The following is a 25,388-nucleotide window of genomic DNA, read 5'->3' as shown; positions in this document are numbered from 1 at the left end:
TCAGGGTGTGTGGGGTGATCCACGGAAGACTCTGGCAGGTGGCGGAAGCAGATATATACCTAACTCGGAAGAGTTCAGACCTCGTTTACCGGGGATTCGCTTGAGTGAACACTCCCCGAACGGGCCAGCGCGGTTCGGAGTGACCAAGTAATGTACCTATGTGGCCGAAGCTGTGTACACCCAGATCGCCGACGACCTGCGCGCCCAGATCGCCGCCGGCACCCTGCGCCCCGGCGATGACGTTCCCACCGAAGCGGACCTCGCCGAGAAGTGGCACACATCCCGAGGCCCGATCCGCAACGCGCTGGCCGCGTTGCGAGGCGAGGGCCTGATCGAGACGAGCCGCGGCCGGCCGGCGCGGGTCGTGGCAAGGAAGGCCAGTCAGGCCGTCGACGTGTCGGTGCCGTTCACCCGCTGGGCGCGCGAACTGGGGGTCGCACCGGGGGCGCAGACGCAAGAGCTGAGCCTCCGTCGGGCCGGTGAGCTCGGAGCCGCGCTCGGTGTCGACGCCGCCGACACGATCGTCAGTGTGGTCCGACTGCGGCTGCTCGATGGGCGCCCCACGATGCTGGAGCGCCTCAACTACACGGAGGTCGCGGGGCGGAGACTGTTCGACGTGAATCTGGATGAGGTCTCGATCACGGAGTACCTCTCGTCCGTCGGACACCCCATCGTCACCCTCCAGCACGTGATCGACGCGGTCGCCGCCGACGACCAGGACGCGGCGCTGCTGCGCGTGCCGCGCGGGACACCCATCCTGCGCCTCACCCGCACCTCGCGTGACGCGGACGGGCGGATCTTCGAGGCCTCGGAGGACCGGTACCTGAGCGAGGTCGTGCGATTCACCGTCGCAGCATCGGGGATCTCCACCGATGGCCACTACATGCGCGCCGTGGGCGGGTAGTCAGGCGCACGAACCGACGTGCGGGAGGCCGCGGGAAGGGCCGTTAACGCAGAAGGCGATCGCGAGCGCGCAAAGTGTTTCAGAAGCCAGAAAGACCGCGCTCGCGATCGCAGCGCTGGGGACGCTTTATCTGGGGAAACCTCAGAATATGGCCGACTGCAACTCGTTCCACAGTGTCGAACGTCGAGACTTCGCTAGACCTTCGTCTAGGTTCTCGCGGATCGTGGAGAGGGTGCTCACACACTCTAGAGCATCAGACGACCGGAAGTCGGGCCGACACGACCCAGAACCCGTCGACTTCGCCGGCGCTGAACTCGCCGCTCGCGCCCATCACGCGCTCCGCCATGCGGCCGAGACCCGTTCGGCTCGATGAAAGCTCCCGGCGCGGCGTCGTCGGGAGCGGGCTGCGCAGCGTGAGGTGCGCGACCTCATCGTTCACGGCAAGGTCGATCAGCACCTCGCCGGGTCCTGCGTATTTGAGGATGTTGGTGGCCGACTCGCGCACGATGCGCGCGAGGACGATCTCGACGGCACGCGGGATGCGTTCGTCGCTCGGATCGCCCACTCTGGCCACGGAGTGGCCCGCTGCTTCGAACTCGCTCTGTGCCTCGTCGACGGCCGCCGCGAGGTCACCCGTCTGCACGGTCGACGACTGCGGGCCGTCGTCGGCCAGTTCGATCACGAAGCGGAGGTCGGTCATCGCCTTGCGGGCGGCGACACGGATCGCCTCCCGAGAGTCGGTGCTCATCGCGGGGTCTTCGAGCATCTGCACGTGCAGCGACACCACCGTGAGGTGGTGCGCGATGCTGTCGTGCAACTCACCGGCGATCCAACGCCGCTCGGCGAGCACTGCCTGTCGTTCCTGTTCGGCCCGCTCTTCGAGCTCGCGCTCGAGACGGCTGCCACGGGCGAAGGCCAGCCGAAGGGCGAACCCGACGGCTCCGGCCACCGTGGCGAAGATGAGGAAGAGACCGACGTTCACACCGGAGTCAGCAACGCCGTTGGCGACGAGAGCTGCAGCGATGAGGAACGCACCGGTGTACGACAGGATCAGGGAGGTCCACCCCAGTCTCATGACGAGCCCTGCCGCGACAGCGGCGGCGGTCAGAACCTGGGACTCGGTTCCCACGAGAAACGATGCCGCGAACACGACGCCGAGGGCGCATGTGGCGACGAGCGGATTCCAGAGATAGAGAGCGAACGCTGCGGTGCATGCGACGCTCACCAGAAGGGCTACCGGGTTGACCCCCGGTGTGGTGAAGAAACCTATGACGTCGGTGGCGATGGTGATGGAGACGATGACCAGGACGACGATCCGCTCGATCGCGCTGAGCTTCTCGCCTCGACCCAACCGGAACGAATCCGCAGATCGCCGGGGTGACTGGTCGAAGGCCATGGTTCACTATCTCCTATTCGCCAGGTACGCTAGCGGACGAGACCAAAAAACTTGCCAACCTGCTGCCAGAAAGTCATTACGTTCACCTCCATTATGTAGTCGTTTGTCGATGTCTGTATTCATCTTCTCGGCGATGGAAGCGGCGCACATCTGTCTCAGGTCCAGACCTTTTTGGCCAAAGGTCTACATGCCGTCCATGAGGTGCTCGCGCCGTTAGGCTTCCCCCTATGCAGGAAATCCGTGTCGTGATCGTCGATGACGATCCCCTCGTCCGTTCGGCGTTGTCGCACTTCGTTTCGCGCGACCCGGAGATCAGCGTGATCGCGCAGGCAGAGGACGGTCTCGAGGCGATCGCGACTGTCGAGCGCGAACAGCCCGACGTCGTGATGATGGACGTGCAGATGCCCGAGATGGACGGCATCGAGGCGACGGGAGTCATCGCCGAGCGGTGGCCGCATGTGCGCGTGCTCGCTGTCACCACGCTCGACGGGAGCGACACCGTGCTCCCCATGCTGAGCGCCGGGGCGTCCGGCTACCTGCTCAAGGACTCCAGCGCGGAGGACATCGTCACCGGTGTGCGCGAGGTGCACAGCGGTGCCAGCTCGCTGTCGCCGCGGATCGCCTCGATGCTGATCAAACACGTCCGAGATTCGACCCCTGTCGCCGCCGACGCCGCCGCCCTCGAACCGCTCACCGAGCGCGAGGTCGAGGTGCTGCACTGCCTCGCACAGGGGATGTCGAATGCGGAGATCGCGAAGGCGCTCATCGTCTCCGAGGGCACGGTGAAGGCCCACCTCGGACGCATGATGTCGAAGTGGCATCTGCGCGACCGCGTGCAGATCCTCGTGACGGCCGCACACGCCGGACTCGTCAGCTTCCGCTGATCACGCGCCGCCGCGGAACACGCCAGCGACGCTCGGGATCCCACCACGCCGGGCCGCGGACCTGCGGGGCACCTCCCGCCATCCGGATCTCCCACCCTGATCGGTCCAGCGAACGATGATGCCACCAGCACAGGGGCACGCCGTTGTCCGTATCGGTCGACCCTCCCCTGGCGTGCTCGACGACGTGATGGATCTCGCACCATGACGCCGGCACATGACACCCCGGGATCAGGCACTCTCCATCTCGAGCGATGATCGCGCGGCGCTGGTGGACCGTGAACACCCGATCGATGACGGTCGTGCCGACGATCCGCCGTCGCCGAACAGCACCCGCTGAATGGCGCCCGTGCACGCGGCCTGGGTCGCGACCCCGATCGGCACCGGCGACTGCGAACCGACCACGGTCGCCCACCCGGTGCCCGAGACGAGGTCGTTCGCGTCGGCGTGCACCACGAGCGTCGGGGATGCTCCGGCCAGTCGGGGCATGTCCTCGTGACGCGCGGCGATCGCCAGTGCTGCCGCCATGGCGTCGTGCCGTTTCTGCGCGGCGGTGCGCTGTTCGATCACGTTGCGCGGGTCGGAGTTCCACGGATCGACCTCGGCGACGTCTGCACCGGACTCGGCTCCATCGCCCGATCGCTCACTCTCCGACCGGAATGTCACGCCCGGCTCTGTCGGACCGTCGGTCCTCGGACTGCCCCGCGTCTCCGGGTTGGCTCGTACCTTCGGATTGTTCTGAGCGTCGATGATGAGCTGCAGTTGAGCGGCCACGTCGGGAAGGAGGTTGCCCCGGAGCGGATGCACCCCGTTGCGCAGGCGCCCGATGGTGAGGAATCGCCGATTCCGCGCCTTCGCGTCTGTCGGCTCGGCACCATCCGGATCGAGCAGCTGCGCGAGCAGCGTCGCGTACTGCCGGAGGTCGTCAGGGGTGGCGGGCGGTCCTCCAGCTTCGGCGTCCCCGTCCGCCTCGCGGAGTCCGCGTGCCAGATCGGCCAGCGCAGCGTCGGCCGCGATCCGATCCTCCGCCCCGATCCGATCGCCCGCCTGCAGGATCGGCCCGGCCTCCACGCGACGAAGAGCCTCGCCCGCGCCGCGGAGCACATCCAGCCGCGCGGCATCGTCGAGCCCGGCGAGCTGTCCAGCGGACAGCACGGCGTCGAGATCGGCGACGACCCGATCCAGAGCTTCCGCGAGGGGGTTCATACGCCCATCCCACACCCGACCACCGACATTGCGGGGCCGGAACAGTCCTGTTCAGAGCTGCTTTCGTAGCATTCCGGAATACGCTCGACGCCTCCCGTCGGGCCGGCGTTCGACGGCTCACACAGCGAGGAGGACGATCCCCGTCACCACGACGAGCGATGCCGCGATCCGCCAGCCCCCGCGCGACTCCCGCAGCACGAACACCCCGAACAGGCTCACCAGCACGACGCTCACCTCGCGGAGGGGCGCCACCAGCGCCACCGGGGCGATCTGGATCGCGGTCAGCACCAGGATGTACGACAGCGGGGACAGGATGCCGAAGGCGAGTATGCGACGCCACTGCGTGCGCCAGAGCGCCCAGACCGCGTCCCAGCGTCGACGCACCGCGATCGAATAGAACGGCACCTGCAGCAGCGTGGTGCCGACCATGAACGCGACCGGCGAGAGGTTCCACGTGCGCACCGCGTGCGCATCCCAGATCGTGTAGACGGCGATCGCGACGCCGGTGAGCAGGCCGAAGACGATCCCGGGATCTATCCGGCGCGTACCCGAGCCCCTCCCCCGATCGACGAGTCCGATGGCCACGACACCTGCGATCACGGCCGCCACCCCGATCAGGGCGAGGACCGACGGTCGCTCACCCAGCAGCAGGATGGCCACGATCACCGAGAGGAAGGGCCCGGTGCCGCGGGCCGTCGCATACACCGTGGAGAGGTTGCCCTCGCGATAGCCCCGCTGGAGCACAGCCATGTAGCCGACATGGAGCACAGACGAGACGACGACACCGAGAGCGAACGACCACAGGTCGTCGGCACCGAGACCGCCCGTGAAGGGTACTGCCCCGATCCACACGGCGGTGCTGGCGACGGCGCCCCACCAGAGGAACGGCGCGCCCGCTCTGCTGATGCCGTGCGCGATGATGTTCCACGCCGCGTGGGCGATGGCTGCGCCGAAGACGAGGACGAAGGCGAGAGGAGACACGAACAGACCCTTCCGTCCGGCGCACGGCGCGACGAACAGGGTCCTCCGGGCTTTTGTCCTGTCAGATGACGGCTCTCCTGCGGAGGAGGGCCGTGGCGCCGCTCGGACCAGACGGGCGCGAACCCCGGAACCCTAGGCGCTATCGGGACCACCCTAACCCGCCGGGATGAACGGCCGGGAAACAGCGCAGCCGACGACCGCTGCCGTGGAGGACGCACGGACAGCCCGACTACGCTCGAAGGACCGCGCTCTCCAGGAAGGTCACGACATGCCCGTCACCCCCGCCGCCCTCGCCCACGCCGAGGACCTCGCCGACTTCGTCGCCGCCTCCCCGTCGAGCTATCACGCGGCAGCAGAGGTCGCTCGACGGCTGGAAGCCTCGGGGTTCACCCGCCTACGCGAAGAAGAGGCCTGGCCGACGACCGGTGGACGCTTCGTCGTCGTGCGCGACGGGGCGACGATCGCCTGGGTCGTCCCCGAGGATGCTGCGGCGACGACGCCCGTGCAGATCTTCGGCGCGCACACCGACTCCCCCGGCTTCAAGCTCAAGCCACAGCCGACGACGGGGTCGCGGGGCTGGCTGCAGGCTGCCGTCGAGGTGTACGGCGGCCCGCTGCTGAACTCGTGGCTCGACCGCGAGCTGCGCCTCGCCGGGCGACTGGCACTGGCCGATGGCCGCGTCGTGCTGGCGGACACCGGAGCTCTGCTGCGTCTGCCGCAGCTGGCGATCCACCTCGACCGCGGCGTGAACAACGGCCTCGCGCTCGACAAGCAGACCGAGACGCAGCCGGTGTGGGGACTCGGCGACCCGACCGAGGCCGACATCCTCGCCGAGCTGGCCTCGTCCGCCGGGGTCTCGGCCTCCGACATCCGCGGCTACGACGTGGTGATCGCCGACTCCGCCCGCGGAACGGTGTTCGGCAAGGACAACGCCTTCTTCGCGTCGGGACGCCTCGACGACCTCGCCTCGGTGCACGCCGGCGTGGTCGCCCTCGAGGCGCACACCCCGGCAGCCGGAGCACCCATCGCGGTGCTCGCCGCCTTCGACCACGAGGAACTGGGCTCGGAGTCGCGCTCCGGCGCGGCCGGCCCCTTCCTCGAAGACGTGCTCGAACGCGTGTACGCGGGCCTCGGCGCCGACGGATCCGCCCGCCGCCAGGCCTACGCGTCGTCGTGGTGCCTGTCGAGCGACGTCGGTCACTCGGTGCACCCGAACTACGCCGCCAAGCACGACCCCGTGGTGCAGCCGGTGCTCGGATCAGGACCGATCCTGAAGATCAACGCCAACCAGCGCTACGCCACGGATGCGATCGGCACGGCGTCATGGCGTTCCTGGTGCGAGCGCGCAGGCGTCACGACGCAGGAGTTCGTGTCCAACAACAGCGTGCCGTGCGGCTCGACCATCGGCCCGATCACGGCGACCCGGCTCGGCATCCGCACGGTCGACGTGGGCATCCCCATCCTGTCTATGCATTCCGCGCGGGAGCTGGCAGGGGTCTCCGACCTGCACGATCTGACCCGCACCGCGCAGGCCTTCTTCGCCGGCTGAACTCCTCGGCGGAGCCGCCGCACCCGAAACCCGCCTGGGACCGCCCCGGCAGTGCCAGGATGTGAGCATGACGGACATCAAGCCGGCCCTCATCGAGCGCGCGGGCATCGAGATCATCCCCGAATCCGAGCGGACAGCGAAGCCGCGCGACCTCTTCTGGCCGTGGTTCGCCGCGAACGTATCGGTCTTCGGCATGTCGTACGGGTCGTTCGTGCTCGGTTTCGGCATCTCCTTCTGGCAGGCGACCCTGGTCTCGGTCATCGGCATCGTGGTGTCGTTCCTGCTCTGCGGGCTCATCGCCATCGCCGGAAAACGCGGCTCTGCACCCACCATGGTGCTGTCGCGCGCGGCATTCGGCGTGCAGGGCCAGAAGGTGCCAGGCATCGTCTCGTGGCTCACCTCGATCGGCTGGGAGACGTTCCTCGCGATCATGGCCGTGCTCGCCACTGCCACCGTGATCACGCAGCTCGGAGGCGACGGCGACAGCATCGCGCTCAAGATCGTCGCCACCGTGATCGTCGCGGCGCTGATCGTGACGGCATCCGTGCTCGGCTACCACACCATCATGAAGCTGCAGTCGGTGCTGACGTGGATCACCGGCGTCGTGACCGTGCTCTACATCGCGCTCGCCGCTCCCCGGATCGACCTCGCGGCCGTGCTGGCCCGCCCCGATGGCGGCATCGGCCAGGTGATCGGCGCGCTCGTCATGGTGATGACCGGGTTCGGCCTCGGCTGGATCAACATCGCCGCCGACTGGTCGCGCTACCAGAAGCGCACCGCATCGGACGGGGCGATCGTCGCCTGGAACACGATCGGCGGATCGGTCGCCCCCGTGATCCTCGTGGTGTTCGGGTTGCTGCTGGGCGCCTCCGACGAAGGCCTCATGAACGCGATCGCGGCCGACCCCATCGGCGCGCTCGCCTCGATCCTGCCGGTGTGGGTGCTCGTGCCGTTCCTGCTCACCGCGGTGCTCGCCCTCGTCTCGGGCGCGGTGCTGGGCATCTACTCCTCCGGGCTCACGCTGCTCAGCCTCGGCATCAGGATCCCCCGCCCGTCCGCCGCGGCGATCGACGGGGTCATCCTCACGATCGGCACGATCTTCGTGGTGTTCTTCGCGACCGACTTCCTCGGACCGTTCCAGAGCTTCCTGATCACCCTCGGCGTACCCCTCGCCTCGTGGGCCGGCATCCTGATCGCCGATATCCTGCGCCGCCGGAAGGACTACGACGAGGAGGCACTCTTCGACCAGCGCGGGCGCTACGGCGCCTGGGACTGGACCTCGATCATCACTCTGGTGGTCGCGAGCGTGATCGGGTGGGGCCTGGTCGTGAACAACTTCGCCGAGGACGCGGCGTGGAACAACTGGCAAGGCTACCTGCTGTTCCTCATCGGCGGCAGGGACGGCGAGTGGGCCTACGCGAACCTCGGGGTGTTCTTCGCGCTGGTGCTCTCGTTCCTCGTGACCTGGTTCGCGAGGGCGGCGAGGATCCGGCAGCAGGAGGCCGAGTGAATGCGTCAGCGTCCACCGACACCTGGCTCGTGGTGATCGATCCGCAGACCATCTTCGCCGCGTCCGATTCCGCCTGGGGATCGCCGTTCTTCCCCGAGGTGATGCCTCGCATCCGCGCCCTGGCCGACGCATTCGGTGACCGCGTCCTCGTGACCCGGTGGCTGCCGACCGCCGACCGGACGACATCGTGGGGTGCATACTTCGACGCCTGGCCCTTCGCGGACCAGCCTCCGAGCGATCCCCTGTTCGCCCTCGTCCCCGACGCCGAGACGCTCTCGCCGCATCCGAGCATCGACCTGCCGACGTTCGGCAAGTGGGGTCCGGAGCTCGAGCGGATCATCGGACGCGGCGGGCACGTCGTGCTCGCGGGCGTCTCGACCGACTGCTGCGTGATCTCGACCGCGCTGGCCGCCGCCGACGCGGGCGCACACGTGACCATAGCGACCGACGCCTGTGCCGGTTCGACCGCGGAGAATCACGCCGCCGCCCTGCAGGTGATGAGCCTCTATCCGCCGCAGATCACGATGAGCGACACGGCGACGGTGCTCGCGGCGCGCTGACCCCCGCTACGCCCGCGGACTTCAGGCGGAGGCGCGGACCGCCGCGGCGATGTCGGAGGGGGAACCGTGCCAGGGCGCACCGTGACCCGGCAGCACCCACGACGCCGACAGGGCGGCGAGACGGTCGAGCGAGGCCAGTGCCTCCGCGGGCTCGTCGGTGAACGGTGCGGGTTGGGCGCCGGTGCGACCGGTGAGCACGTGACGGGTCGTCAGAGCATCGCCGACGAACACCGCGTCGACGGCGGGGACGTGCACCGCGATGCTCCCCGGCGAGTGGCCGGGCATCCCGAGCACGACCGGCGCGCCCGGCAGGTCGAGCACCTCGCCGTCTGCCACCTCGGTCACGACCGACACGTGCGGCGTGCGCAGCGCGTTCTTGCGGAGTCCGTACGAGAGGAACCCGAGCGTCGGTCCGATCTTGGCCGGCCCCATGGGGGTCTTGGGCTTCTCGCCCGTGCGCACCCGGTGAGCGTCCGCCTCGTGGATGAACACCGGTACCCCGATCTCCTTCCGCAGCCGCTCGGCGAAGCCGATGTGGTCGCCGTCACCGTGCGTCAACACGAGACCGCGGATATCGGACAGCGGGCGCCCGATCGTCGAGAGCTCGCGCTGCAGATCGTGCCAGTGTCCGGGGAGACCGGCGTCGATCAGCGTGATCCCCTCCGGCAGATCGATGAGGTAGGAGGCGACGATGTCGTTGCCCAGTCGGTGCAGGTGCGGTGCGAGCTTCATGGCTGATCCTCTCGGGCTGATTGCGATGGCTACGATACGTAGCTATCATGGCTAATGTCAATAGCCATGGCTGTCAGCAGCCGTCACAAGGAGGATCGATGCCGACGCCCGAACGCACATCCGCCGAGGAGATCGTCGCCGCCGGGCGGGAGATCCTCGAGGTCGCCGGTCCCTCCGGGCTCACGATGCAGGCCGTCGCAGAACGGGTGGGGGTCCGCGCCCCCTCGCTGTACAAGCGCGTGCGAGACCGTGACGCACTGCATTCCGCCGTCGCCGCGGCCTCGATCGACGCGCTCACCGCACGTCTCGAAGCCGCGGGCGACGACATCGGCGCGCTCGCGCACGCCTACCGCGCCTTCGCTCACCGGCATCCGGAGGGCTTCCGCCTCATGTTCACGATCGCGGCCCCGCACGATGCCCTCGAACGGTCGGCCGCGCCCCTGATCCGCGCCGCCTCCGCCCTGGTCGGGGAGGAAGACGCCCTCGACGCCGCGCGCTTCTTCACGGCGTGGGCCACCGGCTTCCTGCAGATGGAGCTGTCCGGGGCGTTCCGCCTCGGCGGCGACGTCGACCGCGCCTTCGAGTACGGCCTGCACCGTCTCACCGCCGGAATGGCTCGCTGAAGCCACCTGCGGCACTTCGAATCGCGCAAATCGTTGCATTCCGTGAGGATCTGGAACCGTGTGCGCGATTCGAAGCAGCACCCTCTTCGCTACTTCATCGTGTCGAGGATGCCTACGAGGTCTTCGAACGTGGTGAGCGGATTCAGGATCGCGAAGCGCGTGTTCGGCCGCCCGGCGTGGGAGCTGGGCACCACGAAGGCACGCTGCGAGTCCAGCAGGGCAGCCGACCACCGGTCGTAGTCGGCACGCTCCCACCCTTCGCGTTCGAAGACCACGATCGACAGCTGCGGGTTGCGCACGAGCCTCAGCTCGGGGCGTCGAGCGATCTCGTCGGCGATGCGTCGGGTCAGCGCCAGGCCGGCACTCACCGCGTCCCGATACGCCGTCACGCCGTAGGTCGCGACCGAGAACCACATCGGCAGGCCGCGCGGTCGGCGGGTGAGCTGGATCGAGTAGTCCGAGGGGCTGAACTCATCCACGTCGGTGAGGATGTCGAGGTACTCGGCGTGCTGCGTGTGCGCCCGGCGCCCGCTGTCGGGGTCGCGGTAGATCAGGGCGCAGCAGTCGAACGGCGCGAACAGCCACTTGTGCGGGTCGACGATGACCGAGTCGGCGCGCTCCACGCCGGCGAACAAGTGCCGCGCCTCCGGGGCCAGCATGGCGGTGAGGCCGTAGGCGCCGTCGATGTGTAGCCAGAAGTCGAACTCGTCCTTGAGCGCGGCGATGCCCGCGATGTCGTCGACGATGCCGAAGTTGGTCGACCCCCCGGTCGCGACGACCGCGCAGATCTCGTCTCCGTGCTCGGCCAGCGCCTCGCGGACACCCTCTGCACGCAGCACGCCGTCTTCTCCCGCCGGCACCAGCAGCACATCGGCATCCATCACGCGTGCGGCCGACTTGTTCGAGGAGTGCGCCTCGACGCTGCAGACGATCTTCCACCGGGTCGGCAGCTCCTTCCCCGCCGCGATCAGACGAGCCTTCGCCGCCTCACGGGCGGCGACCAGTGCCGAGAGGTTCCCGATGGTGCCGCCCTGCACGAACACGCCACCGGCCGTATCGGGGAGCCCGAACTCGCTCGCCAGCCACGACAGCACCTCGTTCTCGGCGTGCACCGCCCCGGCACCCTCGAGCCAGCTGCCGCCGTAGAGCCCGGAGGCCGACACGACGAGGTCGAAGGCGATGGCCGCCATGGTCGGCGCCGTCGGGATGAACGACAGGTACAGCGGGTGACTCGTCGTCAGGCATGCCGGGGCGAGCACGTGCTCGAACACGCTGAGTGCCCGCGCCGCGCCCAATCCCGCATCCGTGATGGTCGCCCCGACGAGGCGGTTCAGCTCGGCCTCGGACTGCGGCTTGTCGAGCGGCACGTCGGCGGCGAGCATGCGGCGACGCGAGTAGTCGAGCACGGCATCGACGATCGCGGTCGATTCGGGCGAGGCCGCGTGCATGCGCACAGCATCCATGGGCGTTCCTTTACGTGTCATCAGATCGGGAGTCTGTGGATCGGGAGTCTGCGGATCGGGAGTCTGCGAGAGCGTCGGGGGCGGCGCTGTCCAGCACAGCCGACAGCGCGCGCCTGGCGAGGTCCGCACGGTCGCGTGGAGCCCACTTCACGAGAGAGTGCGCGTTCATGCCATCGACCATCGCGAGCAGCAGCCACGCGGCGGTGTCGGCACGGCCGGCCTCGATCGCTCCCTCGGCGGCGGCACGGGCGAAGATCTGCTCGAGGGCGCTCTGCCACCCGTCCATCTCCTGCCGCACGCGCGCGGCGAGCGCCTCGTTGCGGGCACCGAGAGCCCAGGCCTGCACCCAGATGAGGGTGACGTCGTCACGGTCGGCATCGAGAAGGGTCTCGATCAGACGCAGCAGACCGCCGCGCAGATCTTCGGCGCGGAAGGCGGTGTCGGCGAAGGCGGAGATCACCTCGTCGCGCTCGGCCGCCACGATCAGGCCGAAGACGTCGGCGACGAAGGCATCCATGCCCGGGCGGTAGTGCGCGACGAGGGCGGGCGTGACACCCACTCGTGCGGCGATCGCGCGAACGGTCAGGCTGTCGAGTCCGCTCTCGCGAGCAAGGCCGATCGCCCCCTCGAGGATCGACTGATCACGCTCCTCCGGTGACATCCGCCGAGCGGTGGTGACTGTTGACGTGCGCTTCATCAGGGGTTACCGTAACACCTGTTGATCGCATGTTCAATAGTCGAAGCGGCCACACGAGGAGACGACGATGAGTTGGCGCATGCCCCCCGAGACCGCACGCCACGAGCGCACGTGGATGGCTTTCCCCGCCGAGGGCGAGACCCTCGGGGCCACCGATGCGGCGCGCGAAGAGGGCTACATCACGTGGACAGCGGTCGCTCATGCCGTCGCCGAGTTCGAGCCGGTCTCCATGGTGGTCGACCCGAGCGAGATCACCAGGGCGCGACGCATGCTCAGCAGCGCCATCGACATCGTGGAAGCGCCCGTCGACGAGTTCTGGATGCGCGACTCAGGGCCGACATTCGTGATCGACGACGAACGGCCGGGTGTCCTCGGAGCGGTCGACTGGATCTTCAACGGGTGGGGCGCCCCGGAATGGGCGGAGTGGCGGAAAGCCGCACAGCATGCGCGTATCGTGGCCGGCGCCGTCGGTGCCGAGCTGGTGAGCTCCACCCTGGTGAACGAGGGCGGCGGCATCCACGTCGACGGAGAGGGCACCGTGCTCCTCACCGAGACCGTGCAGCTCGACCCCCGCCGCAATCCCTATGCCGACAAGCAGCGGGTGGAGGCCGAGATGTCCCGCACGCTCGGCGCCACGAAAGCGATCTGGCTCCCCCGGGGGCTCACTCGCGACTACGACGACTTCGGCACCAACGGCCATGTCGACATCGTCGCCACCATCGCCGCGCCCGGGCGACTGCTGCTGCACGACCAGCAGGACCCGGACCACCCCGACCACGCCGTGACCCGCGAGCTGCGCGCCCTGCTCTCGGAACAGACGGATGCCGCCGGCCGCCGCTTCGAAGTGATCGGCCTGCCCGCCCCCTCGACGCTGAGCGACGACGAGGGCCCCGTCGACTGGAGCTACGTGAACCACCTCGTCACGAACGACGGCTTGGTGGCGTGCGGCTTCGACGACGAGAAGGCGGATGCCGCAGCACGCGAGATCCTCGCCGACGCCTACCCCGGGCGCCGTGTCGTCACCGTGGATGCACGTCCGCTGTTCGACCGCGGTGGTGGCATCCACTGCATCACCCAGCAGCAGCCGGCGCTCGACGGACTCCGCTGATGGTCGACGTGGTCGAGGCTTCCATCGCCGACCTGCGCCGCGCGCTCGAGACAGGCGAGACGACCGCAGTCGAGCTCGTCGATGCCTACCTCGCACGCATCGCCGCGTACGACGCCCCCGGCACCGAGACCGCCCTGAACGCGGTCGTCGTCGCGAACGCGGACGCACGGGACGAGGCCGCGGCCTCGGACGCACGCCGCGCCAGGGGCGAGGCTCTCGGTCCCCTCGACGGCATCCCGTACACCGCGAAGGACAGCTACCTCGTACGCGGGCTCACGGCCGCCGCAGGGAGCCCGGCGTTCGCACAGCTCGTCGCCCAGCGCGACGCCTTCACGATCGAACGACTGCGCGCGGGTGGAGCGATCTGCCTCGGGCTGACGAACATGCCTCCGATGGCGAACGGCGGCATGCAGCGCGGTGTCTACGGCCGAGCCGAGAGCCCGTACAACGCCGCCTTCCTCACGGCCCCCTTCGCCTCGGGGTCGTCGAACGGATCGGGCACGGCGACGGCGGCGAGCTTCGCGGCGTTCGGGCTCGGTGAGGAGACCTGGTCGAGCGGACGCGGACCGGCCACCAACAACGCTCTGTGCGCCTACACGCCCTCGCGCGGAGTGATCTCGACACGCGGCAACTGGCCACTGGTCCCGACCATGGACGTCGTGGTGCCGCACACCCGCACCATGGCCGACCTCCTCGAGGTGCTCGACGTGATCGTGGCCGACGACATCGAGACCCGCGGCGACTTCTGGCGGGCGCAGCCCTGGGTGCAGCTGCCCACCCCCTCGGACGTCCGGCCGGAGTCGTACCCGGCGCTCGCGACGGAATCCGCCCTCCCGCTCGTCGGCGCCCGCATCGGCGTCCCTCGCATGTACATCAACGCGGATCCGGACGCCGGGACCTCGACCGACCCCGGCATCGGCGGTCCTACCGGCCGGCGCATCGAGACGCGGACGAGCATCATCGAACGCTGGGAGGCGGCGCGCCGCGACCTCACCGCGGCGGGAGCGACCGTGATCGAGGTCGACTTCCCCGTCGTCTCGAACTACGAGGGCGACCGACCGGGTGCGCACACCATCGCCACCCGCGGGCTCGTGTCGCCGGAGTACCTGCACCGGGAGATCGTCGACCTCTCGGCATGGGCATGGGAGGACTTCCTGCGGGCGAACGATGACCCGGCCCTGCACTCGCTCGGCGAGATCGACGGGGCGACGATCTTCCCGCATCCGGACGGCGCACTCCCCGATCGCTACACGGGCTTCGACGACGACATCGCGGAGTACCCCGACTGGGTGCGCGAGAACCCGGGGGTCGGGATCGAGGACATACCCGAGCTGGAGAGCGGTCTGCGTGGCCTGGAAGAGACGCGTCGCCGCGACCTCGAGGTGTGGATGGACGTGCTCCGGCTCGATGCCGTGGTCTTCCCCGCGGTCGCCGACGTGGGACCGGCCGACATGGATGTGAACCCGGAGTCCGCCGACATCGGGTGGCGCAACGGGGTCTGGATCGCGAACGGCAACCTCGCCGTGCGCCACCTCGGCATCCCGACGGTCACGGTGCCGATGGGGCCGATGAGCGACATCGGCATGCCGATCGGCTTGACCTTCGCCGGACGGGCCTACGACGACACGAGACTGTTGCGCTTCGCCGCGGCATTCGAGGCCGCCGGCAGCCCGGGCACCCGTCGAACGCCACCGCCGCGCACGCCCGCGCTCTGAATCTGGGCAGCTCCCGGCTTCGACGCCGAAACGGAGACGATCCTTTCACCCGGCGGAGTGTCGCACGCCGACACCCCGCGTCGTGATCGGATCGTCTCCGTTTTCGCACCAGGCACCGGGCACCCGGAAGCACCAACGAGACATAACACTCCTGTGACGCTCGCCACGAAAGTGATATGTTCGGCAGATGCACACCGAGAACGAACGCGCCCTCGAATCCGGCATCGTCACCGATCTGTCGGGGCGCATGACGTACGGCTCGTACGTGGCACTCGACCAGCTGCTCACTGCGCAGCACCCGGTGAGCGAACCCGAGCACCACGACGAGATGCTGTTCATCATCCAGCACCAGACCACGGAACTCTGGCTCAAGCAGCTGCTGCACGAGCTGTCGTCCGCACGTGAGCTGCTCGCCCGAGACGATCTGCGCGAAGCCCTGAAGCGCATCGCCCGCGTCAAACGCATCCAGGACGTGATGACGCAGCAGTGGTCGGTGCTCGCGACGCTGACGCCCACCGAGTACGCACAGTTCCGTGGGGCGCTCGGCAACTCCTCCGGTTTCCAGTCCGTGCAGTACCGTGCCGTGGAGTTCGCCCTCGGCAACAAGAACGAGAAGATGCTGAGCGTGTTCGCCGACCACCCGGCCAACCGCGCGCTGCTCACCGCCGAGTGGGAGAAGCCGACGCTGTACGACGAGTTCCTGCGCTTCGCCGCCCGCCGCGGACTGCCGGTCCCTGCCGACATCCTCGAGCGTGACGTGCGGGAGCCCTACCGGGAGACACCGGCGCTGGTGCCCGCGATCCGCGAGATCTACCAGGACCCGAGCCGCTACTGGGATCTGTACGAGGCGTGCGAAGACCTGGTCGACCTCGAGGACAACTTCCAGTTCTGGCGCTTCCGACACCTCAAGACCGTCGCCCGCACCATCGGCATGAAGGTCGGAACCGGCGGCTCCAGCGGCGTCGGCTTCCTGCAGCGCGCACTGGATCTGACGTTCTTCCCCGAGCTCTACACCGTGCGCACCGAGATCGGCCGCTGATGCACGCCGCGACGTTCTTCGACGGGAGCCAGTGGCGCGAGGGCGTCGTCGAGCTCGTCGACGGGCGTGCGCGCCTGCGCGACGAGCGCCTCGCTCCCGGACTCCCCCGCATCGAAGGCGTCATCACGGGCGGATTCACCGACCACCACGTGCACCTGCAGCTGGTGGACCACACTCTGCTGGCCGGGTCTCGCCTCGGCCGCGTGGTCGACCTCGGCGGAAACCCCGAGGCGCTGCGTCGGCTCACGCCCACCGCCCGCCACCACGTCGGTGTCGAGTTCGCCGGGGCTTTCCTGACCACGCCGGGCGGCTATCCCTCCGACCGCGACTGGGCGCCGGAGGGTTCGGTCCGCGAGATCGCAGACACGGACTCTGCCGCGGCCGCCGTGACCGAGATGGCCGACGCGGGAGCCACCTGCATCAAGGTCACCAGCAACAGCACCGCAGGGCCGGTCTTCACCGACGAGCTGTTCCGCGCGATCGTCCAGGCCGCAGCCGACCGCTTCCTGCCGGTCGTCGCGCACGCCGAAGGTGCGGGCGAAGCGCAGCGGGTGGTCGATCTCGGAGCAGCCCGTCTCGCCCATGCCCCGTTCACGGAGCGCCTCGACGATGACGAGATCGTGCGCCAGGCAGCCTCCGCCGCGTGGATCTCGACGCTCGCCATCCATGACGGCCCCGAACGGGCGATCGCGATCGACAACGTGCGGCGCTTCCACGCCGCGGGTGGCACCGTGCTCTACGGCACCGACCTGGGCAACGGGCCGATGCCCGTCGACCTGAACCCGCACGAGGTCGGCGCCCTCCACGAGGCCGGACTCGACGACGCGGCCCTGCTGCGAGCGCTCGCCCCCTCCGATCCGCTCGACCCCGCCTCGGTTCTCCTGCTGCTCCCTCACGGCAGCCCCCTCTCGCTCGATCCCCTCGACGCCCGTCCCCTCACCCCCGCCGACCTGAAGGTGTGACATGACAACGACTCCCGACGCCGCCCTCCTCGAGCACGCTCGCGCTCTCGATGCGAACGACCCGCTGCGCGCTCACCTCGACGCCTTCTCCGAGGCACCGGGCGTCGATGCCTACCTCGACGGCAACTCGCTCGGGCGCCCGCTGCGCGACATGCCGGAGAAGCTCGCGGCCTTCGTGCGCGACGACTGGGGCACGCGGTTGATCCGGTCCTGGGACGAGCAGTGGATGGCACTGCCGATGGAGCTGGGCGACCGCATCGGACGTGTCGCGCTGGGCGCCGCAGCCGGCCAGACCGTGGTGGCCGACTCGACGAGCGTGCTGATCTACAAGCTCATGCGTGCCGCTGCTGCCGCCGATCCCGCACGCACCGAGCTCGTGATCGAGGCCGGCAACTTCCCCACCGACCGTTTCCTCGCCGAGGGTGTCGCTGCGGAGACCGGCATGACGCTGCGGTGGCTCGAGCCCGACCCCGTGCACGGGGTCTCGGTCGCCGATGTCGAGGCCGTTCTCTCCGAGCGCACCGCCCTGGTGTCACTGAGCCACGTCGACTACCGCTCCGGCGCGCTGGCCGACATGCCGGGCATCACCGCGGCCGCGCACGGCACCGGTGCCCTGATGATGTGGGATCTGTGCCACTCGGCCGGCGTGATCCCGATGCAGCTCGACGAGTGGGGTGTCGACATGGCCGTCGGCTGCACCTACAAGTACCTGAACGGCGGACCGGGTTCGCCCGCGTTCGCCTACCTGCGCCGCGATCTCCAGGGCGTGCTGCGTCAGCCGATCCAGGGATGGTGGAGTGCGGCGGACATCTTCGCGATGGGACCGGAGTACGTGCCGTCCGGCGACATCCGCCAGCTGCTCAGCGGCACCCCTCCGGTCATCTCGATGCTCGCCATGCAGGGGATGCTCGACCTCATCGAGCAGTCCACGATCGCGGGCGTCAGGGCCAAGTCGCGGTCGTTGACCGATCTCGCGATCCGCGCCTACGACGAGGTGCTCGCGCCTCTCGGCGTCCGCCTGCTCAGTCCCCGCGACGCCGAGCTGCGCGGCGGCCACGTGACGATCGGTCACCCGGACTTCCGCGAGGTCACGCGGCGACTGTGGTCCGACGGCATCATCCCCGACTTCCGGTTCCCCGACGGCATCCGCCTGGGGCTCTCGCCCCTGAGCACCTCGCACGTCGAGACGATCACCGGCGTGCTCGCGGTGCGCGATGCCCTGGAGTCCGGTGACTTCTGACATCGCGCCCGCCCCCGTGCTCGACGACATCGATGCACGCCCCGGCAGCATCGCCTCGTTGCTGCGGACGTTCATCGGCGTCTTCCTCCGCCCGCTCGGCGGCTGGATCTCCACTGCCGACCTGGTCGCACTCGCCGGCGACATCGGCATCGACGCTGCCGCAGCGCGCACCGGCGTCGCGCGCCTGAAGCAGAAGGGGCTGCTGCTCGGCGTGCGGGAAGGGCAGATCGGCTACCGCCTCAACCCGGCGGCGATCCCGATGCTGGAACGCGGCGACCGGCGCATCTTCGAAATGCGGGAGATGACGGACGCCGACCCCTGGTGCCTGGTGTCGTTCTCGATCCCGGAGCACGCGAGGAGCGTGCGCCACCAGCTGCGGCGACGACTGCAATGGATCGGAGCGGGCGTCGTATCCCCTGCCCTGTGGATCTGCCCCGGTCACCTTCAGCACGAGGTGGAGCAGATCCTCGACGACCTCGACGCGCGACGGTGGGCCACGCTGTTCCCCACCTCGACTCCCCTGCCCGCCGGGACCCTGATCGACGCGGCGTCGCAGTGGTGGGATCTGGAGGCGCTGCGCGAGGAGCACCTCGCCTTCCAGACCTCGCTCACGACGCTGCCCCGTGAGCCGTTCGCGGCGTACGTGCAGCTGATCGACCGCTGGCGGGTGCTGCCCTACACCGACCCGGGGCTTCCTCCATCGATGCTGCCTCCGGATTGGCCAGGTCGCCGCAGCTTCGAGGAGTTCGCACGCCGGTCGGCAGAGCTGGCGGACCCGGCCTGGACCCACGTGCGCGCGCGGGTCTCCTGATCCGGCCCCGTGCAATCTGGTTCCCGTCGCACTTTCTGTCGCTTCTGCGGCTCGAGAGCGACAGAAAGTGCGACCGGAACGACAGGGTGAGCCTAGCCCGCCACCTCGGCGAGGAAGCCGGCCACGTGCTCCTGCAGTCGGAGGATGCGCAGGTCGCGCGCGAACTCCCGGTCGAACCCCTGATAGGCCAGCGGCGGCAGGATCCGCACGTTGCGGTTGCAGCCGAACTCGGCGCAGGTGAGCACACCGACGCTGTCGCCCTTGCGCCCGGCCGCCCCGGCCTTCCGAGCCACGTAGAGCTGCACATCGTTGCGGAGCGTGACGTCTTCACACCATGAGCACTGCGCCCTGGCGATCACACGCTGCTCCGCACGCTGCAGGAAGACGCCGACGGGCGCATCGTCGATCCAGGTGACGACATAGGCGCGGCGGGGCATCTTCGGGTCGGCCCAGCCGAGGAAGTCGAGACGGTCGAAATCGATCTCGGCGAAACCGGGCGGCAGGGTCAGGTCGGACACCTCTTTGCGGGAGGCGTTGAGGAAGGAGGCGCGGATGGCGCGCTCGTCGATGGGACGCATGAGAGTGAGTGCTTTCGGAGAGGTCGCCGCGGAGGCGAGTCGATCGGAGGAAGGAGCCCGAGCATGGACAGCCGGGTATGACGCAGCGCCGGGGACGGGGTTCCGCCTCCGGTGGGTCCTCAGCCTCTGTCTGCGGCGCGGAAGGCGCCTGCAGCTCCGCTCTGCGCCGCGGGGGCGCTCATCGACGACAGCACCCGGCGAGCTTACACCCGTTTGTTTCGGTCCGTGTCGACTCGCCTAGGCGTCTCCATCCGACCGACCTAGTCTTTCCGGAACGACGAACGAGAAGGAGTCCCCCGTGTCCACGCCGCTGAACCGCCTTTCGCCCCTCCCGGTGCGCGAGCGTGCAGCGTGCATGTGCAGTCACGGCGGCCGGTGCTCGTCCTTCGCCCCCGGCCACGCTCTGCACCTCATCCAGGCGCGGATCGCCTCCGCGACACCGTCCGGGTGGATCGATGCGCTGGTCGAGCGGGCTGACGCCGTCTCCGGGGACCTCGTCGTGCGCACCCTCGACGGCGAGGCGCACTCGCTGTGGAACGGCTCAGGCGCGGCACTCGAAGCCGGCGCGGGAACCCCGGTCGCGCTGCACGAGCGCTACGGAGTGCTCGCCGTCGGCGGTACGCAGTTCAACGTCGCCACCGTCTGATCCTCACCGCGGCACCGGCTCGGCTCAGGCGCTCGCCATCAGCATGTCCTTCATGGCCGAGCAGGCGTCCATGCACGCCTCGCACGCCTGAGCACACATCCGGCACACCTCGCTGTCGTCCGCGTGCCGCGCGCACGCATCCATGCACGCCTTGCACATCGCGATGCAGGCGTTGAGTATCGCCATCATCGACGCCGGAGTCATCCCCTGCATCCGCATCATCGACCGCATCATGGTGTTGCACATGTCGGCGCAGTTCATACAGGCCGGAGCACAGTCCATCAACTGCGTCGAACACACCGTGCAGGCCTGCTCGCAGGCGGCGCACGCATCCATGCACGCCTGCATGACGGACATGTCCATCATCTGCATGTCGGGCATCGACTCCATGTTCTTCGACATGGCGCCCATCATCATCGAGTCCATCGCACACCGCTTCCCTGGTCGAGTCCGCGGGCAGGACCACCCGCCTGGCGCCAGGCTAGTCCTTCGAGGGCTGCGCGTCGATGGCGGCGTGACGTTGTCATGAGCGACGCGGATTGTCAATCCCGTGGCCGGTTCCTTCGGGACATGAAAGCCTCGGAGGCAATCGATCCGACGACGAGAGGAGCACCACATGAGTGCGGGAGACGACATCAAGAACGCCGCCGAGAAGGCCGCAGGAAAGGTCAAGGAAGGCGTCGGAAAGCTCACCGACAACGAGAAGCTCGAAGCGGAGGGCAAGGCCGACCAGGTCAAGGCCTCCGCCAAGCAGGCCGGCGAGAACGTGAAGGACGCCGCCCAGAAGACGGGCGAGAACGTCCGGGATGCGTTCGAGAAGTAAGAGGCCCCGAACACCGAAGAGGTGAGGCCCGCCGATGGGCGGGCCTCACCTCGATGGGGTCAGACCTGTTGTGCTGTCAGACCTTGCGGCTGCCACTGATCGCTCGGATCAACCAGGCGATCACGGCGATCGCGAGGAGGACGAGTCCGACCCACAGGAGGAACTGGAGCGACTGCACCAGTCCTCCGGTGATCGCAAGGATCACGGCGACGACGATGACGATGATCAGGAGGATGTTCATCGGTCTTTCCCTTCTTTCGGCAGGCGCGGACGCCCGACTGTGGTGCCCCCACGCTAGCCGCGGAGGGGCTTCTGTCCGAGGGGGTTGACTTCGACCCCCTGAGTGCGCGAAGGAGAAGAGCACATGCCAGGAAGACGCAACAACTCGCTGAAGGATCCCGATCTCTACGAGGAGCTCAGGGACGACGGAGCCTCGAAGGAGAAGGCCGCACGCATCTCGAACGCAGCCGCGAAGGAAGGCCGGAGCACGGTCGGCCGACGCGGCGGAGAGCACGGCGACTACGAGGACTGGACCGTTCCCGAGCTGCGGAAGCGCGCCAAGGAGCTGGGACTCACCGGCTACAGCGGCAAGCGGAAGTCCGCGCTGATCTCCGCACTCCGGAATCACTGAGGACGCGGATGGCACGCTTCGGCCTCGAGGAGGAGTTCCTCTTCCTCGATGAGCACTCGCTCGCGCCCGTGAGCCTCGCCCCCGGCACCCGGGAGCGCATCACCCGCCTCCGCACGGGAGGCGAGGTCACGCAGGAGTACCTGACCTCGCAGATCGAGTGCCTCACCGAACCTGTCTCGACGGCGGAGGCCGCCACGGAGCAGCTGACGCGCCTGCGCGGGCTCATCGGCTGGCACGCCGGCGACCAGCACGCGATCGCCGCCGGCACCGGCACACCGTTTGCCACGACGCGCTCCTCCGCGGTGTCGCCCTCACCGCACTATGACACGGTCGCCGCGCATCTCGGGCACCTCACGCGCGACCACGAGGTCAACGGTCTTCACGTGCACGTCGAGGTCACCGACGACGAGGAGAGGGTGCGTGCGCTCGATCGTGTGCGCGGGTGGCTCCCCGTGCTGCTGGCCCTCACCGGCAACAGCCCCTTCGTGCACGGGCGCGACTCCGGCTTCGCCAGCTGGCGCAGCATCCTGATCCGTCGGCTGCCCTCGTCGTGGACTCCCCCGCACTTCCGCGACTACGACGCCTACCGCGCGGATGTGCAGCGACTCATCGACGTGGGCGCCATCGCCGACGCGGCCTCGCTGTCGTGGTCGGCGCGGCTGTCGGAGCGGTATCCCACGGTCGAGCTCCGGGTCTTCGACGCGCAGCTCTCGGCCGAGGACGCGGTCTTCGCGGCGCTCCTGTCCCGCGCGATCGTCCTGACCGACGACCTGCCTCGGGCGGACATCGGCGTGGACGGCATCGACGCCTCGCTGTGGACCGCCGCGCGACACGGCATGTCCGCCCGTCTGCTCGATCCGACGAGCGGGAAGGCGGAGGACGCCTGGCTGCTGGCCGACCGGATGCTGGCCACGATCGCTCCCACGCTCCGAGAGCTCGACGATGAGGACAGGGTCCGCGACGGCATCGACCGGCTGCGTGCGTCCGGCACCGGCGGTGATCGCCAACGCCGCGCCGTCGCGGATGGCGGACCGTCGAAGCTCGCCGAGCTCCTGCGTGCGGGGACGCCGTCACCGCTCGCGGCGGATCGCCCTGGTCTCGCGGGATCCACCCCCTGAAGCACACCGCCCCCGACGTCGGCCACCGGGAGTAGTGTCGGCCTGTGCCCGCCTTCGCCCCGCTCCAAAGACTCGTCATCTCGATCGCGGTGCTCGCCTCGTTCGTGACCTTCCTCGACGGCACGGTCGTGAACGTCGCGCTGCCGGCGATCAGTCGCGAGCTCGGCGGCGGCATCACCACACAGCAGTGGGTCGTCGACGCCTACCTGATCACGTTGAGCGCCCTGATCCTGCTGGCCGGGTCGGTGTCCGACGCCTATGGCCGGGTGCTCGTCATGCGCATCGGACTCATCGCCTTCGGGATCGCATCGATCGCGGTCGCGGCAGCCGTCGATCCACTCATGCTGATCGTCGCCCGCGCCGCGCAGGGGGCCGCCGGAGCCTTGCTGGTGCCCAGCTCACTCGCCCTCATCACGGCCACCATGCGGTCCGACGTGCAATCGCGCGCGATCGGCGTCTGGACGGCCTTCACGACGGGGGCGCAGCTGGTCGGTCCGTTGCTCGGGGGACTTTTCGTCGACTACCTCTCCTGGCGCTTCGTGTTCCTCATCAACGTCATCCCGATCGGGATCACCCTGCTACTCCTCGCCCGGCTGCACCTGCCGGAGCACCCCCGCGGCGTCAAGGTCGACTGGTGGAGCGGGGCCCTGTGCGCGATCGGACTCGGAGCCGTCGTCTTCGCGCTCATCGAGCAGCCCAACATGGGATGGCAGTCGCCCGCGATCTGGATCCCCGCGCTCGCCGGCGCCGCGCTGTTCGGGCTGTTCCTGTGGCGGCAGCAGCACTCCGTCTCGCCGCTCATGCCGCTCTGGCTGTTCCGGGTGCGCGACTTCGGGTGGGGCAACCTCGCGACCCTCTTCGTCTACGCGGCGCTGTCGCTCAACGGCTTCGTGGTCGGGGTCTACCTGCAGCAGGGCGCAGGACTCAGCGCCACCGCCGCAGGCCTGGCGAGTCTGCCGATGACGATCCTGATGATCCTGATCAGCTCGCGCGCGGGACAGTGGGCGGGCAAGTGGGGTCCGCGCATCTTCATGACGGTCGGCCCCTTGCTGATGGCCGTCGGCGCTCTGATGCTGCTCCTCGTGTCGGCCGACTTCGACTACTGGTGGCAGGTGCTGCCGGCGATGATCGTGATGGGTCTCGGCCTCTCACTCACGGTGGCACCGCTCACGGCTGCGATCCTCGGGGCGATCGACGAGAACCATTCGGGGATCGCCTCGGCCGTCAACAACGCGGTATCTCGTGTGGCCGGGCTGCTCGTCGTCGCGATGCTGTCGACCATCGTCGGCGGCACTCTCGACCTCGACGGCTTCCACAGCGCCGCCTGGGTCACGGCCGCCCTGCTCGTGATCGGCGGCGTGGTGTCGTGGATCGGCATCCGTCGCAATCCGAACGAGGCGCTCCCCGCCGACACCGCATCCACGGGGCCGCTCCCGCATTGACCGTGTCGCCGGCCGCGCGCAGACTGGACGCATCCGCACAGCATCCGGAGGCCACCGTGAGCACAGCACAGCCCCTTCCCCCTGTCGTCGACGCCGAGACCTGGCGTCGGGAGCTCGACGAGCTGCGGGTGCGCGAGAAGGCCGCGACCAGGGAGCTCGACGCGATCGCCGCGCAACGACGACGCCTGCCCATGGTCGAACTGCCCGAGTACACGCTGGTCGGAGCCGACGGTCCGGTACGCCTGGCCGACATCTTCGACGGGCGTTCCCAGCTGATCGTCTACAACCACATGTGGTCGGACGGCAGTGAGTGGCAGTGTCCCGGATGCACCGGCTTCACCTCGCAGTTCACGCGGCTCGATGTGCTGGAGCGCTACTACGACGCGCGCTTCGTGATCGTGACGAACGGGCCGATCGACGAAGCCCTGGCCTACCGTGAGCGCGTGGGCAATCGGATGCAGTGGTACTCGAGCGCCGACAGCATGTTCGGGGCCGATGTGGATGCCCCGCCGAACGCGGGGTTCGGCGTGAACGTCTTCCTGCGCGACGGCGACACCGTGTACCGGACTTGGCACACGGATGGCCGCGGCACGGAGCGACTCAGCTATCTGCAGGGTCTTGTCGACCTGCTCCCCTACGGTCGCCAGGAGGAATGGCAGGACGTTCCGGAGGGCTGGCCCCAGCACCCGACCTACGCGCAGGGCATGGGGTCGAAGGAGATCGCGGAGCTGTACGGAGCAGCGCACTGACTCGGCTGCTCCGCCGCGCCTCGC

Annotated in this window: 28 protein-coding genes; 18 read left to right on the top strand and 10 right to left on the bottom strand. The window is 68.9% G+C overall.

Annotated elements, in window-relative coordinates:
• Positions 1–160 precede the first annotated feature (160 nt).
• Entirely contained in the window at positions 161–904 is a 744-nt protein-coding gene (locus RN51_RS13535; protein ID WP_045264569.1) for a GntR family transcriptional regulator, read from the top strand.
• Positions 905–1,157: 253 nt separating this feature from the next.
• Here the strand turns inward: RN51_RS13535 and RN51_RS13530 are convergent, their stop codons facing one another.
• A complete protein-coding gene (locus RN51_RS13530) occupies positions 1,158–2,300 on the bottom strand; it encodes a sensor histidine kinase (protein ID WP_045264568.1) in 1,143 nt (380 codons plus the stop codon).
• A gap of 227 nt (positions 2,301–2,527) precedes the next feature.
• Between RN51_RS13530 and RN51_RS13525 the strand changes: the two genes are divergently transcribed.
• The gene (locus RN51_RS13525; protein ID WP_231579302.1) at positions 2,528–3,184 is read left to right on the top strand and encodes a response regulator; all 657 of its coding nucleotides are present in this window, start codon (positions 2,528–2,530) and stop codon (positions 3,182–3,184) included.
• Here RN51_RS13525 and RN51_RS18745 read toward each other — a convergent pair.
• The 3 genes from RN51_RS18745 to RN51_RS13515 all read right to left on the bottom strand — a co-directional run bounded on the left by RN51_RS18745 (position 3,171) and on the right by RN51_RS13515 (position 5,368).
• Entirely contained in the window at positions 3,171–3,398 is a 228-nt protein-coding gene (locus RN51_RS18745) for an HNH endonuclease (protein ID WP_231579301.1), read from the bottom strand. The genes RN51_RS13525 and RN51_RS18745 overlap by 14 nt on opposite strands.
• Positions 3,399–3,412: 14 nt before the next feature.
• Complete coding sequence (locus RN51_RS18740) at positions 3,413–4,387, bottom strand: DUF222 domain-containing protein (RefSeq protein ID WP_045264567.1); 975 nt, start codon at positions 4,385–4,387, stop codon at positions 3,413–3,415.
• Between the two features lie 117 nt (positions 4,388–4,504).
• The gene (locus RN51_RS13515) at positions 4,505–5,368 is read right to left on the bottom strand and encodes an EamA family transporter (protein WP_045264566.1); all 864 of its coding nucleotides are present in this window, start codon (positions 5,366–5,368) and stop codon (positions 4,505–4,507) included.
• 268 nt (positions 5,369–5,636) lie between these two features.
• Here RN51_RS13515 and RN51_RS13510 point away from each other — a divergent pair, with 268 nt between their 5' ends.
• From RN51_RS13510 to RN51_RS13500, 3 genes are all read left to right on the top strand, one after another.
• Positions 5,637–6,917, top strand: a complete 1,281-nt coding sequence (locus RN51_RS13510; RefSeq protein WP_045264565.1) for a M18 family aminopeptidase — start codon at positions 5,637–5,639, stop codon at positions 6,915–6,917.
• A 67-nt stretch (positions 6,918–6,984) separates the two neighbouring features.
• Positions 6,985–8,427 (top strand): purine-cytosine permease family protein, encoded by a 1,443-nt coding sequence (locus RN51_RS13505; RefSeq protein ID WP_045264564.1) that lies wholly within the window; start codon positions 6,985–6,987, stop codon positions 8,425–8,427.
• On the top strand, positions 8,424–8,987 hold the full coding sequence (locus RN51_RS13500; protein ID WP_045264563.1) for a cysteine hydrolase family protein: 564 nt from the start codon (positions 8,424–8,426) through the stop codon (positions 8,985–8,987). Before RN51_RS13505 ends, RN51_RS13500 begins: the two co-directional genes overlap by 4 nt.
• A gap of 21 nt (positions 8,988–9,008) precedes the next feature.
• On the opposite strand, the gene RN51_RS13495 is transcribed toward RN51_RS13500, so the two are convergent.
• Entirely contained in the window at positions 9,009–9,719 is a 711-nt protein-coding gene (locus RN51_RS13495; protein WP_045264562.1) for an MBL fold metallo-hydrolase, read from the bottom strand.
• 98 nt (positions 9,720–9,817) lie between these two features.
• Here RN51_RS13495 and RN51_RS13490 point away from each other — a divergent pair, with 98 nt between their 5' ends.
• On the top strand, positions 9,818–10,342 hold the full coding sequence (locus RN51_RS13490; protein WP_045264561.1) for a TetR/AcrR family transcriptional regulator: 525 nt from the start codon (positions 9,818–9,820) through the stop codon (positions 10,340–10,342).
• An 89-nt stretch (positions 10,343–10,431) separates the two neighbouring features.
• Here the strand turns inward: RN51_RS13490 and RN51_RS13485 are convergent, their stop codons facing one another.
• Together RN51_RS13485 and RN51_RS13480 are read right to left on the bottom strand one after the other, a co-directional pair.
• Positions 10,432–11,805 carry a pyridoxal phosphate-dependent decarboxylase family protein gene (locus RN51_RS13485; RefSeq protein ID WP_197073260.1) on the bottom strand — a complete coding sequence of 458 codons (1,374 nt, stop codon included), beginning with the start codon at positions 11,803–11,805 and terminating at the stop codon, positions 10,432–10,434.
• A 10-nt stretch (positions 11,806–11,815) separates the two neighbouring features.
• On the bottom strand, positions 11,816–12,502 hold the full coding sequence (locus tag RN51_RS13480; RefSeq protein ID WP_045264559.1) for a TetR/AcrR family transcriptional regulator: 687 nt from the start codon (positions 12,500–12,502) through the stop codon (positions 11,816–11,818).
• A 67-nt stretch (positions 12,503–12,569) separates the two neighbouring features.
• On the opposite strand from RN51_RS13480, the gene RN51_RS13475 reads away from it, so the two are divergent.
• The 6 genes from RN51_RS13475 to RN51_RS13450 all read left to right on the top strand — a co-directional run bounded on the left by RN51_RS13475 (position 12,570) and on the right by RN51_RS13450 (position 19,377).
• Positions 12,570–13,610: an agmatine deiminase family protein gene (locus RN51_RS13475; RefSeq protein WP_045264558.1), complete on the top strand. Its 1,041-nt coding sequence runs from the start codon at positions 12,570–12,572 to the stop codon at positions 13,608–13,610.
• On the top strand, positions 13,610–15,325 hold the full coding sequence (locus RN51_RS13470; protein WP_045264557.1) for an amidase: 1,716 nt from the start codon (positions 13,610–13,612) through the stop codon (positions 15,323–15,325). The genes RN51_RS13475 and RN51_RS13470 overlap by 1 nt, the downstream gene beginning before the upstream one ends.
• Positions 15,326–15,512: 187 nt before the next feature.
• Positions 15,513–16,364, top strand: coding sequence for a tryptophan 2,3-dioxygenase (locus RN51_RS13465; protein ID WP_045264556.1), 852 nt, complete (start codon positions 15,513–15,515; stop codon positions 16,362–16,364).
• Positions 16,364–17,326, top strand: a complete 963-nt coding sequence (locus tag RN51_RS13460) for an amidohydrolase family protein (protein ID WP_052674726.1) — start codon at positions 16,364–16,366, stop codon at positions 17,324–17,326. The genes RN51_RS13465 and RN51_RS13460 overlap by 1 nt, the downstream gene beginning before the upstream one ends.
• 1 nt (position 17,327) lies before the next feature.
• Positions 17,328–18,566 carry a kynureninase gene (locus RN51_RS13455; RefSeq protein WP_045264555.1) on the top strand — a complete coding sequence of 413 codons (1,239 nt, stop codon included), beginning with the start codon at positions 17,328–17,330 and terminating at the stop codon, positions 18,564–18,566.
• The gene (locus RN51_RS13450) at positions 18,556–19,377 is read left to right on the top strand and encodes a PaaX family transcriptional regulator C-terminal domain-containing protein (protein ID WP_082066606.1); all 822 of its coding nucleotides are present in this window, start codon (positions 18,556–18,558) and stop codon (positions 19,375–19,377) included. Before RN51_RS13455 ends, RN51_RS13450 begins: the two co-directional genes overlap by 11 nt.
• A gap of 92 nt (positions 19,378–19,469) precedes the next feature.
• On the opposite strand, the gene RN51_RS13445 is transcribed toward RN51_RS13450, so the two are convergent.
• Positions 19,470–19,955, bottom strand: coding sequence for an FBP domain-containing protein (locus RN51_RS13445; protein WP_045264553.1), 486 nt, complete (start codon positions 19,953–19,955; stop codon positions 19,470–19,472).
• Positions 19,956–20,253: 298 nt separating this feature from the next.
• On the opposite strand from RN51_RS13445, the gene RN51_RS13440 reads away from it, so the two are divergent.
• A complete protein-coding gene (locus RN51_RS13440) occupies positions 20,254–20,601 on the top strand; it encodes a hypothetical protein (protein ID WP_045264552.1) in 348 nt (115 codons plus the stop codon).
• Positions 20,602–20,625: 24 nt separating this feature from the next.
• On the opposite strand, the gene RN51_RS13435 is transcribed toward RN51_RS13440, so the two are convergent.
• Positions 20,626–21,003, bottom strand: a complete 378-nt coding sequence (locus RN51_RS13435) for a hypothetical protein (protein WP_231579300.1) — start codon at positions 21,001–21,003, stop codon at positions 20,626–20,628.
• Positions 21,004–21,217: 214 nt separating this feature from the next.
• Between RN51_RS13435 and RN51_RS13430 the strand changes: the two genes are divergently transcribed.
• Complete coding sequence (locus RN51_RS13430; RefSeq protein ID WP_045264550.1) at positions 21,218–21,424, top strand: CsbD family protein; 207 nt, start codon at positions 21,218–21,220, stop codon at positions 21,422–21,424.
• Between the two features lie 76 nt (positions 21,425–21,500).
• Here the strand turns inward: RN51_RS13430 and RN51_RS18590 are convergent, their stop codons facing one another.
• Positions 21,501–21,665 (bottom strand): hypothetical protein, encoded by a 165-nt coding sequence (locus RN51_RS18590; protein WP_017201713.1) that lies wholly within the window; start codon positions 21,663–21,665, stop codon positions 21,501–21,503.
• Positions 21,666–21,788: 123 nt separating this feature from the next.
• On the opposite strand from RN51_RS18590, the gene RN51_RS13425 reads away from it, so the two are divergent.
• Genes RN51_RS13425 through RN51_RS13410 form a run of 4 tightly spaced genes read left to right on the top strand, consistent with a single transcriptional unit; the run spans position 21,789 to position 25,364 of the window.
• Complete coding sequence (locus RN51_RS13425) at positions 21,789–22,055, top strand: DUF7218 family protein (RefSeq protein ID WP_045264549.1); 267 nt, start codon at positions 21,789–21,791, stop codon at positions 22,053–22,055.
• An 8-nt stretch (positions 22,056–22,063) separates the two neighbouring features.
• Positions 22,064–23,173, top strand: a complete 1,110-nt coding sequence (locus RN51_RS13420; protein WP_045264548.1) for a carboxylate-amine ligase — start codon at positions 22,064–22,066, stop codon at positions 23,171–23,173.
• Between the two features lie 44 nt (positions 23,174–23,217).
• Complete coding sequence (locus tag RN51_RS13415; RefSeq protein ID WP_045264547.1) at positions 23,218–24,615, top strand: MFS transporter; 1,398 nt, start codon at positions 23,218–23,220, stop codon at positions 24,613–24,615.
• A 56-nt stretch (positions 24,616–24,671) separates the two neighbouring features.
• Positions 24,672–25,364, top strand: coding sequence for a DUF899 domain-containing protein (locus RN51_RS13410; RefSeq protein WP_045264736.1), 693 nt, complete (start codon positions 24,672–24,674; stop codon positions 25,362–25,364).
• The last annotated feature ends 24 nt before the right edge of the window (positions 25,365–25,388 follow it).

The organism is Microbacterium oxydans (genome assembly GCF_000956405.1).
Lineage (GTDB): Bacteria > Actinomycetota > Actinomycetes > Actinomycetales > Microbacteriaceae > Microbacterium > Microbacterium oxydans_C.
This window is presented reverse-complemented; position numbering and strand designations above follow the sequence as displayed.

Coding starts and splice junctions, on each gene's coding strand:
- RN51_RS13530 (WP_045264568.1), bottom strand. CDS start 2,300: ATGGCCTTCGACCAGTCACCCCGGCGATCTGCGGATTCGTTCCGGTTG.
- RN51_RS13525 (WP_231579302.1), top strand. CDS start 2,528: ATGCAGGAAATCCGTGTCGTGATCGTCGATGACGATCCCCTCGTCCGT.
- RN51_RS18740 (WP_045264567.1), bottom strand. CDS start 4,387: ATGAACCCCCTCGCGGAAGCTCTGGATCGGGTCGTCGCCGATCTCGAC.
- RN51_RS13510 (WP_045264565.1), top strand. CDS start 5,637: ATGCCCGTCACCCCCGCCGCCCTCGCCCACGCCGAGGACCTCGCCGAC.
- RN51_RS13505 (WP_045264564.1), top strand. CDS start 6,985: ATGACGGACATCAAGCCGGCCCTCATCGAGCGCGCGGGCATCGAGATC.
- RN51_RS13495 (WP_045264562.1), bottom strand. CDS start 9,719: ATGAAGCTCGCACCGCACCTGCACCGACTGGGCAACGACATCGTCGCC.
- RN51_RS13490 (WP_045264561.1), top strand. CDS start 9,818: ATGCCGACGCCCGAACGCACATCCGCCGAGGAGATCGTCGCCGCCGGG.
- RN51_RS13485 (WP_197073260.1), bottom strand. CDS start 11,805: ATGGATGCTGTGCGCATGCACGCGGCCTCGCCCGAATCGACCGCGATC.
- RN51_RS13480 (WP_045264559.1), bottom strand. CDS start 12,502: ATGAAGCGCACGTCAACAGTCACCACCGCTCGGCGGATGTCACCGGAG.
- RN51_RS13475 (WP_045264558.1), top strand. CDS start 12,570: ATGAGTTGGCGCATGCCCCCCGAGACCGCACGCCACGAGCGCACGTGG.
- RN51_RS13470 (WP_045264557.1), top strand. CDS start 13,610: ATGGTCGACGTGGTCGAGGCTTCCATCGCCGACCTGCGCCGCGCGCTC.
- RN51_RS13465 (WP_045264556.1), top strand. CDS start 15,513: ATGCACACCGAGAACGAACGCGCCCTCGAATCCGGCATCGTCACCGAT.
- RN51_RS13460 (WP_052674726.1), top strand. CDS start 16,364: ATGCACGCCGCGACGTTCTTCGACGGGAGCCAGTGGCGCGAGGGCGTC.
- RN51_RS13455 (WP_045264555.1), top strand. CDS start 17,328: ATGACAACGACTCCCGACGCCGCCCTCCTCGAGCACGCTCGCGCTCTC.
- RN51_RS13445 (WP_045264553.1), bottom strand. CDS start 19,955: ATGCGTCCCATCGACGAGCGCGCCATCCGCGCCTCCTTCCTCAACGCC.
- RN51_RS13435 (WP_231579300.1), bottom strand. CDS start 21,003: ATGTCGAAGAACATGGAGTCGATGCCCGACATGCAGATGATGGACATG.
- RN51_RS13430 (WP_045264550.1), top strand. CDS start 21,218: ATGAGTGCGGGAGACGACATCAAGAACGCCGCCGAGAAGGCCGCAGGA.
- RN51_RS18590 (WP_017201713.1), bottom strand. CDS start 21,665: ATGAACATCCTCCTGATCATCGTCATCGTCGTCGCCGTGATCCTTGCG.
- RN51_RS13425 (WP_045264549.1), top strand. CDS start 21,789: ATGCCAGGAAGACGCAACAACTCGCTGAAGGATCCCGATCTCTACGAG.
- RN51_RS13420 (WP_045264548.1), top strand. CDS start 22,064: ATGGCACGCTTCGGCCTCGAGGAGGAGTTCCTCTTCCTCGATGAGCAC.